This window comes from Collimonas sp. OK307, from assembly GCF_900113705.1.
Classification (GTDB): Bacteria; Pseudomonadota; Gammaproteobacteria; order Burkholderiales; family Burkholderiaceae_D; genus Collimonas.
Map to the genome: position 1 here is coordinate 82490 of NZ_FOQI01000010.1, position 16430 is coordinate 98919.

Annotated in this window: 16 protein-coding genes; 1 reads left to right on the forward strand and 15 read right to left on the reverse strand. The window is 58.8% G+C overall.

Features of this window, described 5'->3' with window-relative positions:
* Window positions 1-299: 299 nt before the first annotated feature.
* Window positions 300-803, forward strand: a complete 504-nt coding sequence (locus tag BM205_RS14410) for a polyhydroxyalkanoate granule-associated phasin (RefSeq protein WP_092415574.1) — start codon at window positions 300-302, stop codon at window positions 801-803.
* Between the two features lie 123 nt (window positions 804-926).
* Here BM205_RS14410 and BM205_RS14415 read toward each other — a convergent pair whose 3' ends face one another.
* From BM205_RS14415 to BM205_RS14485, 15 genes are read right to left on the reverse strand one after another with little or no spacing between them, the layout of a single operon-like run.
* Entirely contained in the window at window positions 927-1631 is a 705-nt protein-coding gene (locus BM205_RS14415) for a 4'-phosphopantetheinyl transferase family protein (protein ID WP_092415575.1), read from the reverse strand.
* 8 nt (window positions 1632-1639) lie between these two features.
* Entirely contained in the window at window positions 1640-2890 is a 1251-nt protein-coding gene (locus BM205_RS14420; RefSeq protein WP_092415576.1) for a beta-ketoacyl-ACP synthase, read from the reverse strand.
* A complete protein-coding gene (fabG, locus tag BM205_RS14425) occupies window positions 2887-3624 on the reverse strand; it encodes a 3-oxoacyl-ACP reductase FabG (RefSeq protein WP_092415577.1) in 738 nt (245 codons plus the stop codon). The genes BM205_RS14420 and fabG overlap by 4 nt, the downstream gene beginning before the upstream one ends.
* On the reverse strand, window positions 3621-4109 hold the full coding sequence (locus BM205_RS14430; RefSeq protein WP_371326495.1) for a hotdog family protein: 489 nt from the start codon (window positions 4107-4109) through the stop codon (window positions 3621-3623). Before BM205_RS14430 ends, fabG begins: the two co-directional genes overlap by 4 nt.
* Window positions 4106-5305, reverse strand: a complete 1200-nt coding sequence (locus tag BM205_RS14435; protein WP_175511266.1) for a beta-ketoacyl-ACP synthase — start codon at window positions 5303-5305, stop codon at window positions 4106-4108. Before BM205_RS14435 ends, BM205_RS14430 begins: the two co-directional genes overlap by 4 nt.
* 2 nt (window positions 5306-5307) lie before the next feature.
* Window positions 5308-5946: a DUF3261 domain-containing protein gene (locus BM205_RS14440; RefSeq protein WP_092415580.1), complete on the reverse strand. Its 639-nt coding sequence runs from the start codon at window positions 5944-5946 to the stop codon at window positions 5308-5310.
* Window positions 5937-7175 (reverse strand): NAD(P)/FAD-dependent oxidoreductase, encoded by a 1239-nt coding sequence (locus BM205_RS14445; RefSeq protein ID WP_092415581.1) that lies wholly within the window; start codon window positions 7173-7175, stop codon window positions 5937-5939. The genes BM205_RS14440 and BM205_RS14445 overlap by 10 nt, the downstream gene beginning before the upstream one ends.
* Window positions 7159-9561: an MMPL family transporter gene (locus BM205_RS14450; RefSeq protein ID WP_092415659.1), complete on the reverse strand. Its 2403-nt coding sequence runs from the start codon at window positions 9559-9561 to the stop codon at window positions 7159-7161. The genes BM205_RS14445 and BM205_RS14450 overlap by 17 nt, the downstream gene beginning before the upstream one ends.
* A 43-nt stretch (window positions 9562-9604) precedes the next feature.
* Entirely contained in the window at window positions 9605-10222 is a 618-nt protein-coding gene (locus BM205_RS14455; protein WP_092415582.1) for an outer membrane lipoprotein carrier protein LolA, read from the reverse strand.
* Window positions 10219-10665, reverse strand: coding sequence for an acyl-CoA thioesterase (locus BM205_RS14460; protein ID WP_092415658.1), 447 nt, complete (start codon window positions 10663-10665; stop codon window positions 10219-10221). Before BM205_RS14460 ends, BM205_RS14455 begins: the two co-directional genes overlap by 4 nt.
* 16 nt (window positions 10666-10681) lie before the next feature.
* On the reverse strand, window positions 10682-12265 hold the full coding sequence (hutH, locus tag BM205_RS14465) for an HAL/PAL/TAL family ammonia-lyase (RefSeq protein WP_092415583.1): 1584 nt from the start codon (window positions 12263-12265) through the stop codon (window positions 10682-10684).
* Window positions 12252-13214, reverse strand: coding sequence for an LpxL/LpxP family acyltransferase (locus BM205_RS14470; protein ID WP_092415584.1), 963 nt, complete (start codon window positions 13212-13214; stop codon window positions 12252-12254). Before BM205_RS14470 ends, hutH begins: the two co-directional genes overlap by 14 nt.
* Window positions 13211-13978 carry a glycosyltransferase family 2 protein gene (locus BM205_RS14475; RefSeq protein ID WP_092415585.1) on the reverse strand — a complete coding sequence of 256 codons (768 nt, stop codon included), beginning with the start codon at window positions 13976-13978 and terminating at the stop codon, window positions 13211-13213. Before BM205_RS14475 ends, BM205_RS14470 begins: the two co-directional genes overlap by 4 nt.
* A complete protein-coding gene (locus BM205_RS14480) occupies window positions 13965-15788 on the reverse strand; it encodes an ApeI family dehydratase (protein WP_254783897.1) in 1824 nt (607 codons plus the stop codon). The genes BM205_RS14475 and BM205_RS14480 overlap by 14 nt, the downstream gene beginning before the upstream one ends.
* Window positions 15781-16413 carry a COG4648 family protein gene (locus tag BM205_RS14485; RefSeq protein WP_175511267.1) on the reverse strand — a complete coding sequence of 211 codons (633 nt, stop codon included), beginning with the start codon at window positions 16411-16413 and terminating at the stop codon, window positions 15781-15783. Before BM205_RS14485 ends, BM205_RS14480 begins: the two co-directional genes overlap by 8 nt.
* Window positions 16414-16430 lie beyond the last annotated feature (17 nt).

Consider the following 16430-nt stretch of genomic DNA (forward strand, 5'->3'; position numbering starts at 1 on the left):
TTTATCCAGCTGCATCCTATAGACGCACAAGAGAAAGGTTTGGTTGCCTTTTGAGCATGTAAGCCACGCGTTTGTAAAATTATGTTGCAGCGCCGCACAAAATTCACAATATACGCGTAAAAACAGGTATTGTTAGCGCTATCAAGATTACATTAGCAAGTGTCTCCAACCGGCACACGAGTTAACGCCGAATGCGTTAAAGCCGAACCGCCGCCGGCCTGCATCTGACAGGAACAACGTTCTGCGGCAAGACCGCCGTTCAATCACCTCACCTGTTTAAACGATCAAGGAGCCCCCCCATGACATCGTACCGAATCCGCAACACTCCCCCCATTAGCGCCGCCCCGCTGAACGCCTGGACCGACTTGCTGTTCAAAGCGGGGGAAATGATGAGCGCCTCTGCGCAAGTGATCGGCCACCGCACCGCCCGGATGGCGCTAGCCGGACCGACGCCTAACCAGCGCGACCGTAATGAATTCAATCTGATGAGCCAGGAAAAAATGGAAGTGGCCGCGGAGTCGGCGCACGCCATGGCAATTCGGATAATGAGCTCGCATCAGGAAGCTGCCAGCCTGGCAATACAACACATGCTGGACGGCGCCACCAACCTGATGTCGGTGGCCAGCAGCAGCACGCTGCATCAATCCGGGCGCCGGCAGAGCAAGCTGGCGCATGACGCCATCCGCAACTCTGCCGAGGCGGTATCGCAGTTCAACACTTCACTGGCGAACATCGCCCAAACCGGATTGCATCCGATCCACGCACGGGCGACAGCCAACGCAAAACGTTTGAAGAAACTCTGAGAGAAATAGGTTACAAATATTGCTATTTGACAGCGTTATTAAGCCCGCTTATCAAGCCTGCTTAAATACCGTCGATGAGGAAGCGACTAGCTACGCAATCTACGGAAGAAAATCAGGCGGTGCTCAGTGCCGGCTTAATTGCTGCGACCAAGCCGACGGCGTAGCGCCATGCAGATAAATCCGTGCTACTGATTGCAAGCGATCACGACTGCATAACGTCATCGCCAAACCTTGCGTCGACCAAGTGCGGGCATGCCAATCCGACCCCGATCGCAAGCGTACACCGACGGCTACTTGCTCTGGTGGAGGGGCGGCACGCTCCTGAGCCGACATCAGTTTGAACAGTGCCTCTTTGCTGCTCCACATGGTATAAAAGTCCGCCACTTTATCGTCTGCGGGACGGCTGGACAACCAATTGCTTTCGGCCTCGGAAAAAGCGGCGCGGCCGATAGCATCGACGTCGCGCTCGGCATCCAGTGTCTCAATATCGAGACCCAGCGCCGTATCGTTACTTGCGGCGCAAGCTACCCAGCCGCGGCTGTGCGACAAACTGAAGTAAGGGAGCGTGGCGTTGGTGGCGGGCAGTTGCACCAATGGCGCCTGGTTCTTACGCTCGGTGACGCACACGGCATCAGTTGCGACGCCGGCAAGGCGGGCGACCGCAAACCGCAACAAGATCCGCCCGAGCAAAAATTCACTCTGGCGCACCGGCCGCTGAAACCGTTGGTAACGCAACAGTTCCTCTGTACTTAAACAGGCAAGGAAGCGGTTGCGGTCATCGTCCGTCAACTGATTGGCGTTGTGCAACAGGATGACCGCGGATGGCATCGGGAGCGTTAATCCAGGCGTTTGAAAATCAACGATGTATTGATGCCGCCAAACGCAAAATTATTCGACATGAAGTATTCGCATTGTAAATTGCGGCCCTCATCGACTATGTAGTCCAGCTCGGCACACTGCGGGTCCACTTGCGTCAGGTTGATGGTCGGAGCAAACCAGTCGGACCGCATCATTTCGATGCCAACCCAGGCTTCCAGGGCGCCGCAGGCGCCTAGCGTGTGCCCGGTATAACTCTTGAGCGAGCTGATCGGCGTACGTCGGCCGAATACGGCAGCGGTCGCATGGGATTCCGCAATGTCTCCCTGTTCGGTGCCGGTGCCATGCGCATTGATATAACCGATCGCCGCTGTCGGCAATGCGGCATCGGCCAGTGCCAGCGTCATCGCGACCTGCATGGTTTCCGCATTCGGATGGGTGACATGGCAGCCATCGCTATTGGTGCCGAAACCGACGATTTCGGCATACATCTTTGCCCCCCTGGCGCGCGCATGGTCGAAATCTTCCAGAATCAGGCTGCCGGCGCCCTCGCCGATCACCAAGCCGTCGCGGGCGCAGTCGAATGGACGCGGTGTCATGGCTGGCGTGTCATTGCGCACGCTGGTGGCAAACAATGTATCGAATACCGCCGCTTCGGTAGCGCATAATTCCTCGGCGCCGCCAGCGACCATGATTTGCTGGCGGCCGCTGCGAATCGTCTCGTAGGCATAACCGATACCCTGGCTGCCGGACGTGCAAGCGCTGGAAGTGGTGATAACCCGGCCGGTAATGCCGAAAAACACACCGATATTGACGGGCGCCGTATGCGCCATCATTTTGATATAGGTGGTGGCGTTGATACCGCGCGTGCTGCGTTCGTCCATCATCCGGCCAAAATCGCCAATCGCCTGTGGCGTACCGGCAGATGAACCATAGGCGATTCCGCAAGCGCCGCTTTTCAGCACGGGATCGTCAATCAAGCCGGCGTCGATCAAGGCCAGCTCGCTCGCCCTGGTCGCCATTAACGCCACCCGTCCCATACTGCGCATGCTCTTGCGGTTATAGCGATCGGACAAAGTGAATTCCGCAGCGGGGGCGCCTAACTGGGTGTTCAAACCATCGTAACCGGCCCATTCTTCCATCCGTACTATGGCGTTGCGATAGCTCCCGAGATGCGCCCGGATGCTGCTCCAGTCGTTACCGATCGGGCTGATGCCGGCCATGCCGGTCACCACTACCCGACGTTCTGCCGCGGTCTTGCTCGCACTCATGCCATGCCTCCGTTGACCGAAATCACCTGGCGCGTGATATATGCAGCGTCGGCATGCATCAGGAACGCCACTGTCGCCGCTACTTCCTCCGGTTTGCCGACCCGGCGCGCCGGGATCAGTTTGAGTGCTTCATCCAACGGTACCTCACTGATCATGTCGGTTTCTATCAAGCCGGGTGCGACACAATTGACCGTGATGTTGCGCTTGGCCAGCTCGATCGCCAACGCTTTGGTGGCGCCGATAATCCCCGCCTTGGCGGCGCTGTAGTTGACCTGGCCGCGATTTCCTATCAATCCCGATACCGAAGCCAGCGTCACGATACGGCCAGGCGCGCGACGCTGCACCATTGGCATTACCAATGGATTGAGGACATTGTAAAAACCATCCAGGTTGGTCTTCAGCACCAGATCCCAATCCTCTCCCGGCATGGCAGGGAAAGCGTTGTCGCGCGCGACACCGGCATTGCACACCACGCCATAGTAACAAGCGTGCTGCTCGACATCTGCCAGCAAGGCAGCGGCGCTGGCCTGGCGATCGCCAATGTCGAATTGCAAGACCCGCGCTTGCACGCCCAGTTCACGCACGCTCTGCGCCACGGCATCGGCCGCTTCTCGCTGTTGATGGCAATGCAAGACGATATCGTAACCGTCGCGCGCCAGCCGCAATGCAATCGCCTTGCCGATCCCGCGGCTGGAACCGGTAACCAGCACGCTCTTGTTCAATTCCAACGTCATTCAGTACTTCCCTCAAGAAAAACAGCCGCATCAGCCGGCTGGAATACAGTAATGGTGGCGCTAGCCAATTGCTCACGGCCCGCATGGATCCGGCATTCGAACGATCCTATTCCATTGTCTGCCTGCAGTATTCTATGCACATGTATTGTCAGCAGGCTGCCAACAGCAAAACAGGGGCAACTGGCTTCATAGCGCCGGGTGCCCAGCAAGAAACCGATTTTAACTGCCTCGCCACGCAACTGTGCGGTATAACCGGCGTAGGCGGCAATTGCCTGCGCCATATATTCAACGCCGACCCAGCCTGGCACGCCGCGGCCGTCGCAGAACAGGCTGTCCGGGCGGATTGCCACTTCGGCCAGCAACTCTTCCGGCCCGACTTCCAGCAACCGGTCCAGCAAGACCATGACGCCGGAGTGCGGTAGAAAGCGTCGGATATCCAGGGTCTCGACCGGGTTCGACTGATCTATGCCTGATTGACTCATCATTCACGCCCCAGCAGCAAACTTGCATTGGCGCCGCCAAATGCAAAAGAATTACTCAACGCCAGACGCAATGGCCGCCCGAGGCGAGCGCCGACAGGCTGCAAGTTAAGTTGCGGTAAACCAGGATCGCTAACGCCATCCCACAAATGCGGCGGCAGCTGGCCCTGCGGGTTACTGTCTTGCATTGCCATCCAACATAAACCCGCCTCGATTGCACCGGCCGCTCCCAGCGCATGGCCGGTAAAAGGCTTGGTCGAGCTTAGCGCGATGTGGTCGGCGAACACGGCGGCAATCGCCCGTCCCTCCATTGCATCGTTTTGCACGGTAGCGGTGCCATGCAGGTTGATATAGTCGATTTGTTTCGGCGCCACGCCCGCGCGCGCCAGAGCTTGTTCCATTGCACTGCGAGCACCCGCGCCTGACGGGTCCGGCGCAGAAATATGATACCCATCCGAAGACTCACCCCAGCCGCGCAAGCTCACGGTTGCCTCAGCCTTGCTCATCAAGAACAAGGCCGCACCTTCGCCGATATTGATGCCGTTACGATTGGCGCTGAACGGATTGCAGCGCGTTGCACTGACCGACTCCAGTGCCGCAAAGCCGGCCACGGTGAAGGCGCACAGAGAATCAACGCCGCCGGTCAGCACCACATCGCATAACCCCATGTTAATCAAACGGGCCGCGCTGGCCATAGCCTTGCTGCTCGACGCGCAAGCACTGGAATGCACATAAGCAGGCCCGGTCACGCCCAGCACCGATGCCAGTGTCGCCGCCGGCGAGGCCATTTCCTGTTGCTCATAGGCAAAGTCCGCCGGGAACTCGCCATTTTCCAGGCGATAGCGGAACGCCGCTTCACTTTGAGCGATGCCCGAGGTGCTGGTGCCGAGCACGATCGCCACCCGATCCGCGCCGAACTGCCGGATGGCCGCGTCCACTTGCGGCCGGATCTGCGCCAGCGCCGCCAAAGCGAGCTGGTTATTACGGCTGCGCTGGCCTAGCGGCAGCATGCTGATATCGGGCAGAACAGCATCCACGCAACCCAGCGCCAGTTCACGCTCTGGTTGTGACTCTGCCCCCTGCGACTGCGAATAACGCGACGTCATGGCAACCCCGCTATCGCCGGCGAACAGGCGGCGGCTGATCTCCGCGTGGCTTTCGCCAAGCGGACAAATCATGCCGAGTTGGTTGAGATAAAGCATGATTATGGCGCCACAACAGGTACGCCGGGAGCAGCTGAAGCCGGGCCGTCAGCAGCTGTATCGCTGACCGATTCAATCGTCAGGCGATAGTGATAGCGCAAGTTATTCAGTTCCACCTTGCCATCCCATGGCGTCGGCGTGCTGTAGTTGATCACCATTACCGGCTCTCCTTGCAGCAGCAGCGTGCGCTGCAATCCATGTTGCTCGATAGTCCAGCCTGCGGGCAGCGCCTGGCGGATCGCCGCCAGTGGCCATAATGTCAACTGCGTGTCTTCCAGCACATCTTCAGCGCGTACCTGCGACGGCAGCATGGGATGACGCCAGGACTGTAAAGTCTGTCCATCATACTGCAGGCTCAGGACCCGCTGGCCAAACGCCAGCCCGACCATATTGAAGTGCTGCGGATCGATTTCCACTGCTGCATCGAGCTGGTCGATGCGGCCATTTCTCTCGACCGTCAAATGCTGTTGCAAACTGATATTGGCGCCCAGGCTCGCGGGCGCCAGCTTCAATCCCAGCCGCGCCGGCGCTTGCAATGCCGGCGTAGTTGTACAAGCGGCCAATGCAAGCGCCGCCAACAGCACGCAAGCACGCAAGCCAACGCTCAGCCAACTGCGGCGACCGGGCAAATTCAACTGCATATCTCCTCCAGGGTACTCAGGCGACGCTTGCTTTCCTTTACATACGGATTGCTGTCGTCCCAGGCATAGCCGGCCAGGATCGCGGCAATCATGCGACGTATCTCAGGCTGCTGTTGTTCATAAAAAATGACCTTCTGGAATCCACCCGAGTACCAGGAATCTACAAAGGTACGGAATGTATCGACGCCCTTTTTCAGCGGAATGGCATATTCTTTTTCCCAATCGACCGCTTCACCGGCAAACTGACGTTGCAACGCGGCGGCGGCCAGGCTGGCGGACTTGACTGCGATCGTGACGCCGGAAGAAAACACCGGATCGAGAAACTCCCCTGCATTGCCGAGCAAGGCATAACCTTGGCCCCAGAGCGACTTGACGTTGGACGAATAACCAACGATCTGGCGGGCTGGCGTATCCCAGTTCGCATTCTTCAGCAAGGCGCGCGATGCCGGATCTTGCATTACCAGCGTCTGCAGGCGTTCGGTCTCGCTACCTTTGAATTGATCCAGGAAAGCGGTTTCGGCGACCACCCCGATGGAACAGCGGCCGCCGGCAAACGGAATCAACCAGTACCAGACATTGCAATGTTCCGGATGCACGGTAATGCGGATCTTGTTGCGATCAAAACCAGCTGCGGCGGCGTCGATCCCATCCTCGATGTGGGTGAAAATGGCGCCGCGCACCGGAAAATTCGATGGCGTTTCCAAATCCAGCAAGCGCGACAATACGCGCCCGAAACCGCTGGCGTCCAGTACAAACCCCGCTTCCACAATATATTCCGAGCCGTCGGCATGGCGAACAGTAACCCGCGGTTTTCCAGCATTCGCATCAAACGCCGTGACGGTGTGCTGATAGCGCACCTGGGCGCCCTGGCGCTCAGCTTCATTGGCCAGCACCTGGTCAAACCGGGCGCGCTGTACCTGGTAGGTAGTGCCCCAGCCTGCAGAATGCTTGTCGCGGAAATCGAAATCCGTATAGCGCTCTCCGCGCACAAAAGCCGCGCCGTTCTTGTATTGGAAACCGGCTTCCACCACGGCTTGCAGCATACCGGCCTGCTGCAGATATTCCATGCTTTGCGGCAGCAAGCTTTCGCCGATGCTGAACCGCGGAAACTGCTCCCGTTCCAGCACCAGCACTTGCCGGCCTTGCTGCAACAACAACGCCGCCGCCACCGAACCAGCCGGGCCTGCGCCAATTACCAGCACATCACATTGTTCAATTCTTGTTTGCATTTTTTTCTTCTTTTTCCTGTTGTGGGTCTGGACCTGAATCCTGGCTAAAACATGGCGCAATCAACCAGACAATGGCAATTCCAATTAACATCGTGAATCCGAATGCATGCAGCGGCGGCGTGCCGGACAACGCCAGCAGACCGAACGATAACAAGGCGCTCGCAGCCGACAAACCGACCGTAAGCCAGGCGAAGCGATCGCGTTGCATGCTTTGTTCCTGCATGAAAATCCCGTAGTCCACGCCAAGGCCGAGAATCAGCATCAGCGCCAGCACATGAAACAATTGCAAAGGCTGCCCCAACAGGCCGAGCATGGCCAGAGTAGCAATGCTGGCGACGGCCGGCGGCGTCAGCACGCGCCAGGCCGCACTACGATAACGGGTAAACAGCAGCAGGTAGATTGCCGCATAGGCGCCCAGCAATACCCACCCCATATATTGCCGGTAATGGCCTAGCACTGACGATATTTCGCTAACCTTATCAACCCAAGACACACCGTCCAGCTGTCGGGCAGCCTGCTTCAGGATGGGCAGGTAGCCGTAATTATCAAGCCCGCGCAGAGCGACGATGCTGGCGTAGACGCTGCCTTTTGCGCCCTCCACCTTTCCCAACCAGAGATGGCGCGACGGCTCGCTGGCCGCGCTCTTCAAAAACTCGGCCGGGGTAAGATCGTGGCCGCCGTTGGCGTCAGCCGCCGCGCTAAGTGCCCGGCTGCGCATTTGCGCGACCCAGCTGTCATCTTCACCGAGTTGTGCGGCGAGTGCTTTCAACGGGCCGTCTGCACCCAGCAAGGCCTGCGTGACCAAAGCGCGATTCGCGGCTTGTTCCTGCATCGAAGGTGTCCAGTTGGACATCGCCTGATAGCCGCTGATAATGTGTTTGGCAATCAAAGGCTCCAGCCGCCGCTTGAGCGCTTCCTCGCGCTGCAATACCTGTTCCGCGCTGGCGCCGCGCACCAGGTAAAACTGCACCGGTGTCGGCGCATCCAGCAGCTTTCCCAGCTTGATCTGATCCGCCAGCAGTGCTTTCGGTGGTGTCTGCAAGGACCGGATATCGTCGTTCACCGTCAACCGCGTTATGCCGGCCACGGCAAAAATGCCGAACAATAGCGCCGCCATTGCAGAACCGCGGTTCAAACCCAGCAACGGCCAATGCCGGCGGGTCTGGCCGACCCAACCGGCAAAGGAAGAACTTTTCAGAGTATTCGCAGTCAACAACGCTGGAAACCAGAAAATCACGGTCAACCAGGCAAACACCAAACCCAGCACCGAGAACAAGGCCATCTGCCGCAACCCGGGAAACGGCGTCAGCGCCAGCCCAACGTAACCGATCACCGCGGCGGCCAACGTCAACACCAGGCCGGGCAACAGGCGCCGCAACAATTGCCATGATCCTAGCGACGGATCTACCGAAACCCTGCTGCACAAGAAATATATGCCGTAATCCTGGGCCACGCCGATCAGGCTGGCGCCGAACACCAACGTCAGCAAATGCACCTGCCCGAATATCATCCAGCACAGAGAAAAAGCGGCCATGCAACCGATGCCGATCGACAGCATGATCAACCCGATCGGCCGCAATGAACGGAAGGTCAGCCACATCAGCAACACGATGCCCAACAACGAGCCGATGCCGATGGTCGACATCTCGCGGCTGGCTTGCGCGCTGCCGGCTCCTGCATGCAGGACCACACCGGCGCTGATCAGCTCGACCGTCGGCACTGCTTGCCGCGCAGCTTTGCCAGCCTGTTCCAGCAACGGCAACACTGCCTGCTGGGTCGCCATCGAGAATGCCGGCTGTTGCAAATTCATCAGCAGCATTATGTAAGGGCGGCCCTTGTTCTCGACGAACAGATACCCGTCGCGCGGACGCACCGGCGTTTCTTGCGCACGGGCTTGCACCCAGCCGCTGAACAAGCCAAACGGATCGTCTTGCCAGGCACCCAGCTTGGGGCCGGAAAACGGGCTGTACAACTGTTGCAGCGCGGTGTCGACCCAGTACCTGGGCGGTTGCTCACGCAGCATTGTTTGTTGGGCTGGCGTCAGCAAGCTGAGGCGCATCTGCTGCGACGGCGCCAGCCAGTCTTGCTGGTTCTGCTCCGACAATTGAACCCCGGTCTGTAGCAGTTCCTGATGTTTGGACAGCACCGCGTTGTAGGCATCGGCGGCGGCGCGGGCATGCTCCCAGTCGTCGGCGCCGACCAGCACGATCACACGTTGCTGGGCGGCGTCGACCATATGCGTGAATGCCTGTTGCAGCACCGGATCGCGCTGCTCGACCGGTAACAGCGCCATGATGTCGGTATCCGGCACTACGCCTTTGACCAGCCACAGATAGCCGTTGTGTGCCAACAGCAAAGCAACCGCAAAGGCCCATATCAGCGCCATGCGCTTCGGCCAGCTGGTTTTTAAGCTGCTGTCATTACCGGGATCACTCAAATGCCGCCCCTTCTTCAGCAGTCATCGCGCTGCTGCCGCTTTGCAGGGTGGAGAAATTGATTTCCGTGTGATCGCCGCTCGCCTCATTAATCGTTACGGTCTTGACGTAAGCACCACCAGTCAACGCCAACGTACCGATTGCCTTGGCCAGCGCCGGTTCGCGCGCTGTCAACGCTACTTTCCAGCTATTGCCCTGCACGCTGCCGTCGAGTTGAAACAGGGTTTCCAACTGACCGAGATCACCCGCCAGCAATGAAAACAGCACACTGTTAATCATCCTCACGACCGGTTCTTGCTTGGCATCCATGCGCATGGCAACCCGGTCACCTTGCATTTGCACGATTTCGTCGCGCTTCAGGCGTAGCGTATTGGGAAACGGTTGCAAGGTGCGCCACAGGACACCCTTGCCGTTCACCACGCAAAACCGTCCATTCGACAGCAACGGTTTCTTGATGCCGACCAGTTGCTTGGTTTGATCGAAGCGCCCGCACAAGATCGGCGGCCGCGCCAGCATCGACTGGATTTTTTCAACGGGTGCGGCAGCTAGCGCGGACACGGTGGTGCCGGTAAAAAGCACGGCTGAAAGGATGGCTGTGAGACTTCGTTTCATACTTGCTCAATTCCTAATTTTTTAAACAACACTGGCGGCGACGCAAAACACATTTCGTGCGTCGCCATATTTACCGCGACCTGCGTAGTAGTGCCACGGCTAAGGCGCTGGCCGCTGACGCTGTCGGTAATCACGTAGGCGATCTTGAGGCGATTTTCCCATTCGACAACACTGGCGCGCACCTTGATGCGCTGCCCGAACGCAGCCGGATGGGCGTAGCGCAAGTGCAAATCGATGATCGGCCAGGAGTAGCCGGAAGCCTGCATTGCCGGATAGTTGTAATCCAGCTTATCCAGCAGCGCGCAGCGCGCTACTTCCAGGTATTTGACATAGTTGCCATGCCAGACGATCTGCATCGGATCGAGATCAAAGAATTGCACTTGCAACGCTACCTCTGCGGACCAGTGCTCCTTGACAGGTAATTTGGTGTGCAGGCTAGTCATGACTTCACTCACGGCGTTACACATACAGCTGCCACTGCTTGAGGCGGATGCGTTCCAGCAAGCGACGCAGATCCGGTTCAAGCATGCGGTCTTCCTGTATTACGGCAATGTCGGCCGCCAGCGCTTCCATCATCTGCTGCACGTTCTGTTGCGGTTGCACGGCGCCATCCAGCCGGGAGCGCAGCCAGACACCCTGGCGTACGCTGATCAATAGCGCGGCCACTACCTGTTCGGTCAATTGCAACACGCGCAGGCAATCGCGGGCGGCAATCGTGCCCATGCTGACCTTGTCTTGATTGTGGCATTCGGTAGAACGCGAAAACACCGAGGCCGGCATGGTCTGCTTGAGCGCTTCGGCGGTCCAGGCAGAGGCGCTGATTTGCAGCGCCTTCAAACCGTGGTTAATGCTGGCGCGCGGTCCTTCGGCGCCAGACAGATTGGCCGGCAAACCATGGTTGTAACGGCTATCGACCAGCAAAGCCATCTGCCGGTCAAGCAAATCGGCGACATTCGCGACAGCGTTTTTCATGCTATCCATGGCGAACGCGATATGGCCGCCGTAGAAATGGCCGCCGTGCAGAACGCGCTCATTTTCAGCGTCGATGATCGGATTGTCGTTGGCGCTATTCAACTCGTTTTCAATCGACTCGCGCATCCACGGCAAAGCATCCGCCAACACGCCGATTACATGCGGTGCGCAACGGATGGAGTAGCGATCCTGCAACCGTTGTTGATTGCGCGGTGCGTCGTCTACCGGCAAATCCTGGCGTAGCCAGGCAGCCACCTGCTGCTGGCCGGCGTGCGGTTTGACGGAAAACAAAGTGGCGTCGAAATGATGGGCGTTGCCATCCAAAGCGAAACTAGCCATCGCGGTAATCCGGGTAGCGATACGCACCAGGTATTGCGCGCGGTCATAAGCCAGGCAAGCCAGGGCGGTCATTACCGCGGTGCCGTTCATGATCGCAAGGCCTTCTTTCGGCCGCAAGCGCAGTGGCGTAATACCGGCTACCTCCAGGGCCTCGGCGGCGCCTACCTTAGCGCCATTGCGCCAAACCTCCCGCTCGCCGCACAGTACGGCAGCCAAGTATGACAGCGGCGTCAGGTCGCCACTGGCGCCGACCGATCCTTCTGACGGGATCAAGGGCAGCAAATCCTCTTTAAGCAAGCGGGCTATCTGTTCCAGCAGGCCGACACTGACGCCGGAGTATCCCTTGCTAAGCGACGCCAGCCGCGCCGCCATGATGGCCCTGGTTTGCGCCGGGGTAAACAATTCGCCCAAACCGCAGCCATGATAGGTGTACAAATGATGCGGCAATTCTGCGATTAGTTCGGGCGGGACGGTGACGGTACAGGAGTCGCCGTAGCCGGTGGTTACGCCGTAGATGGTGCCGTCTTCACGTAGCAGGCGATCGAGGAAGTCGGCGCCGCGGCTAATCGCGGCGCGGAATGCCGGTTCGTCGGACAACACGACCTTGGCCGATCCCGAAGCGATGTCGACAATGTCTTCGACCGTTAACCGGCCCTGGTCGAAACGGACGGTGCGTGGTGTCGCCGCCTGCGATGCTATGGCAGACGTGTCTTTCAGTTCAGCGAGATGCATCTTTATACCCGGATAAATGCCAAAAATCGTAAAAATTGAACCATTGCAGCGGAGCTTTCAAGCAAAAATACTCCAGCCTTGCCGCATAGGCGGCGGCCAGTTCATGGAGGACTTCGTCGCGGCTCTTGCGCGGTAGTTGAATCGTTTCCCGAAACAATTCGAAATGACATTCGGAGCGGCCGTTTTTTGTCATCGAGAACAGCAGGTAGACGGGGCATTGCAACAGGCTGGCCAATACATAAGGGCCAACCGGGAAGGCCGCCGTTTCACCCAGGAACGAGGCATATGCGACGCGTGGCACGGCCGCCACCGGGATGCGGTCGCCGGCAATCGCGACAAACTCGCCGCGCCCTACTTTCTCCGCCAGCAGCATGGCGGTAGCGGGTGTCATCTCGGTAACCTGCATCAGGTTCAACTGGCTGTCCGGATCAAGTTTTGCCAGCAGCCGGTTAAACGCCTGGGCGTGCTTGGTATGCACCAGCACCGTAATTCGCAACGCGTGACGCTGGCGCGACAGCACCCGGCACAACTCAAGATTGCCCAGATGCGCGCAAATCAGCAGACCGCCACGCTGCGCCTCTATGCTTTCCTGCATCTGCTCACGGCCGAACGAAACCACGTCGGCAGTCTTGAACAAGCCACCCCACAACAACATCTTGTCGAGGATATTTTCGGCAAAAGCAGCAAAATGCCGGAACACCCCGCGCCAGTCCGGTCGAATCCGGTTGAGCCTGGCTACGACCGGATTAAAATCGCAAAGCCGCTGCAAATAAAGCATGGAAGCGCGACGGGCGGCCGGCTTGCTCAGCAAATACCAGACTAGCACCGGGTACAGCACCAGGCGAAACGGCCAGCGGCCGGCGATCCGGTAGATCGCGAACAACAGCCGCATGCCACCCACGAAGCTGGCTTCGTTGATCTCCGCCCAATGCTGCTGGCTGGCGCTCAAGATCGGCCTCGCGCCAACCACAGACGACGCCCTAGCAAGCGCGGCGCACGTATCAGCATGCCAATGAACAAGGTTGCGTGCATACGTGTTATCAGCAAATTGTCGCGGCCAAGGCGAAAATGCGACACCCCGTCCATGGGATAAGTCACACGCGTCGGCAGATTGACGACAGGCACGCCATCCCAGTGCAGACGCACCAGTACATCGGTATCGAAATCCATCCGCTCGCCGATGCGCTTATGCCGCACCAGGTGCATCAAGGACGGCAAGGGATAGACGCGGAATCCGCACATCGAATCCTTGATATCCAACGACAAGGTATTGATCCAGACCCAGACGTGCGTCAGATAGCGTCCATAAAAACGCACCGACGGCACGCTATCGTCATATTGCGGACAACCGGCGATCACGCTTTGCGGCTGGGCAGCGGCCTGCTGCAAAAACCGCGGGATATCGTCGGTGTTGTGCTGACCGTCGGCATCGATCTGCAGCATGTGGGTATAACCTGCGGCGGCAACATGCCGAACCCCCGTCAACACAGCGCCGCCCTTGCCGCGATTGACGGCATGGCGCAACAAGGTGACCTGTCCCGGATGAGCGGCTACCAATGCGTCAAGCACCGCCGCACACGAGGCCGAACTGGCATCGTCCACCAGCACGCAAGGCAAGCCATGCGCCAGTACCGCCGTCAGCACCGTACCGATGGCATGTTCATGGTCGTAGACCGGGATTACCGCGCATGGCCTGAATTCAGCTTGCTGCATGGCCTGCTCCAAACGTGATGCGGCCGCTGGCATGCGGCCCGGTTGCCGACATCATACGAAACGCCAGACTGCTTTTTTGAGTATCGTGCAGCAACTCCAGTTGCACCACCGCACCCGGCAAAATCACACGTTGAAATTTCAAGCCGAGCATGCCGAGGAAATGCGGCGCCAATGGAAAATACTGGCGTCCATAACTGATCGCCCAATCGAGTTGCACTACGCCAGGCAAAATCGGTGCGCCATCAAAGTGGCCATTGAAATACAGGAGATCGGCTGGCACGGTCAACTCCAGCAATACGCGATCGGTTTCCTGTTCCAGCAGACGCACGTGCGGCTTGCGCGGAAGCCCGGCCGCGCTTGGGCTGGCCGGCGCCGACGATTCCAGCAGCGCCAGCAAATCGGCGCGGGTGATCTTGCCTTGTGTGTTGACCGGCATCGCGTCCAGATAACGCCAGCTACGCGGCAACGCAACCGCTTCCACCGCATGCGCCATGCCGTTGCGCAGCATACGGTTCAAGGCCAGCTTGCCCTGCGTTGCCAGAACTTGCAGGCCAGCAGCGGACAGCACAACGAAGGCGGCAATCCGCTGCCGTTGTTGCGACTTATGTTGCGACTCTGGCTGCCCGATCAACAAAACGCGCGCATCTGCCACTTGCGTCATTGTCTTCAGCTGCCGTTCCAACCCATCCAGAGAAATGCGTTTTTCTTCAACTTTGACGATACGATCGACGCGCCCTTTCAATCGAAAACGCTGCGGGTCGATAAGCTGCACCTGATCGGCCAATGCGTACCAATCGGAGTTGGGCAAATGCGGCGAGCAGATTTCAAGCACGTCGTCGTTAACGCCGACGCGCCAGGTAATCGCAGGCATCACTTGCCAGCTGTCGTCTGCGCCGGCGACACGTTGGCGCCAGGCCACGCCACCGGTTTCAGAACTACCGAACACCTCAACCGGGATCGATCCCAACAGCGCTCCGGCAGCCACGGCAACCTCTGCCTCCAGCGGACCGCCAGATGAAAATATAACGCCTATCGAAGCAACCTGATCCCGTGTAAACGTAGCGGGTAGCCGCCTCAGGTGGGCAGGACTTGATATCAGGATGACCGGTTTGTCATCGGGCTGCGGCTGAAGCTCTTCCAGATAAGCGATTTGCTGCGCGTGTATTGCACGGCCGTTGGTCAAGGGCCACAGTATCTTGAACAGTAATCCGTAAATATGCTGGTGCGAGACCGTGGAGACGACATCGGCGTTGCCGATTCTGGCGCCAAACAACTGTTCCAGAGACGCCACTTCGGTGGCTAGCTGAGACAAAAATTTTGGTACGGCTTGCGGCTCGCCGGTGCTACCCGAGGTATAGATCACCAATCCGGGAAAATCCGGCAGCAACGCTTTGAATTCGGGTTCTGCGTGGCTATGGTTGTGGCTATCGTTAGCATTAGCGTCGTCGATATCGAGGGTCAACGGCGCATATTGGGGCGGGAACTCACCCAGGTAGCCATCTACCAGCGTGCTCAGATTGGCGCAGGTGGCAGGCAGCACATCGCCCGGCAAATAAATCGTCTTGTCGGCTTGCCATGCGCCCAGCAAGATGCAGGAAAAGGTGGCGCTATCGCTTGAATACAGGGCGAAGCGCGATCCTGCCTGGCGTGACAGCAAGCGCCGCCACGCGGCAACCTGCGCAACCAGCCAGGCATGGCTGAGCGGTTTGCCGTCGCGCCATGCGAACGGGCGCTCCTGATCCTGGCCCTGCCCCGGATTGCGATCGGATGGCGCACTCAGTAACGTCAGCAAATCAGGAGGATTAAACATGTTGCCCATCCGCTTGCCGGGCCTGTTGTGCATCGAGTCGACGATGACGGCGCCGGATAATGCTCCGCACCAGATATTCACCGGCAAACAAGCAGCCCATCAGCACATAAGCCAGGACGCCGTTATAGAACGACCAGACGGCGGCAGAGGCCCAAATGGCTGTCAGCAGGGCCAACGTGCCATTGAGGACGAAAAAGACGCACCATACCTGGGTAACCCGGCGTGTATACGCAATCACGTAGGCCGGTAAAGCCGGATCGCTCAGGCGGGCCATGCGTTCGATCACCGATGGCGGCGCATACAAACTGTAGCCGAACACCGCCAGCATACCGAGATTGACCAGCACCGGATATAGCTTCAACGGCAGCAGCGCATTGTTCCATATCGCCAGCGCCGCCAACAGCAAGGCGCCGGCCAGCCACCAGCGGCTGGCGCGATTCAGTTTCAGGGTCGGCAGGCGGGTGGCAGCTGCCACCACCAGCAACAGCGCCAGCAAGCGCGGCTCGACCCGCCCGTGTCCGAACCAGATCGCGAGCGGATAGAGCAAGGTGACCAGCAAGCTCACCAGTGTGGGGACGAAGCGCCTAAGTCTGAACTTGAGCCTGGTATCGGGTATATTCTGCATCCTGTCTGAAGATCCCT

Bases quoted from the DNA above. Each gene is read 5' to 3' on its own strand.
- BM205_RS14450 (WP_092415659.1), bottom strand. From the start codon at position 9,561: ATGGCGCTGATATGGGCCTTTGCGGTTGCTTTGCTGTTGGCACACAAC.
- BM205_RS14445 (WP_092415581.1), bottom strand. From the start codon at position 7,175: ATGCAAACAAGAATTGAACAATGTGATGTGCTGGTAATTGGCGCAGGC.
- BM205_RS14420 (WP_092415576.1), bottom strand. From the start codon at position 2,890: ATGAGTGCGAGCAAGACCGCGGCAGAACGTCGGGTAGTGGTGACCGGC.
- BM205_RS14415 (WP_092415575.1), bottom strand. From the start codon at position 1,631: ATGCCATCCGCGGTCATCCTGTTGCACAACGCCAATCAGTTGACGGAC.
- BM205_RS14485 (WP_175511267.1), bottom strand. From the start codon at position 16,413: ATGCAGAATATACCCGATACCAGGCTCAAGTTCAGACTTAGGCGCTTC.
- BM205_RS14440 (WP_092415580.1), bottom strand. From the start codon at position 5,946: ATGCAGTTGAATTTGCCCGGTCGCCGCAGTTGGCTGAGCGTTGGCTTG.
- BM205_RS14435 (WP_175511266.1), bottom strand. From the start codon at position 5,305: ATGCTTTATCTCAACCAACTCGGCATGATTTGTCCGCTTGGCGAAAGC.
- BM205_RS14475 (WP_092415585.1), bottom strand. From the start codon at position 13,978: ATGCAGCAAGCTGAATTCAGGCCATGCGCGGTAATCCCGGTCTACGAC.
- BM205_RS14455 (WP_092415582.1), bottom strand. From the start codon at position 10,222: ATGAAACGAAGTCTCACAGCCATCCTTTCAGCCGTGCTTTTTACCGGC.
- fabG (WP_092415577.1), bottom strand. From the start codon at position 3,624: ATGACGTTGGAATTGAACAAGAGCGTGCTGGTTACCGGTTCCAGCCGC.
- BM205_RS14480 (WP_254783897.1), bottom strand. From the start codon at position 15,788: ATGTTTAATCCTCCTGATTTGCTGACGTTACTGAGTGCGCCATCCGAT.
- BM205_RS14430 (WP_371326495.1), bottom strand. From the start codon at position 4,109: ATGATGAGTCAATCAGGCATAGATCAGTCGAACCCGGTCGAGACCCTG.
- BM205_RS14460 (WP_092415658.1), bottom strand. From the start codon at position 10,665: ATGACTAGCCTGCACACCAAATTACCTGTCAAGGAGCACTGGTCCGCA.
- BM205_RS14410 (WP_092415574.1), top strand. From the start codon at position 300: ATGACATCGTACCGAATCCGCAACACTCCCCCCATTAGCGCCGCCCCG.
- hutH (WP_092415583.1), bottom strand. From the start codon at position 12,265: ATGCATCTCGCTGAACTGAAAGACACGTCTGCCATAGCATCGCAGGCG.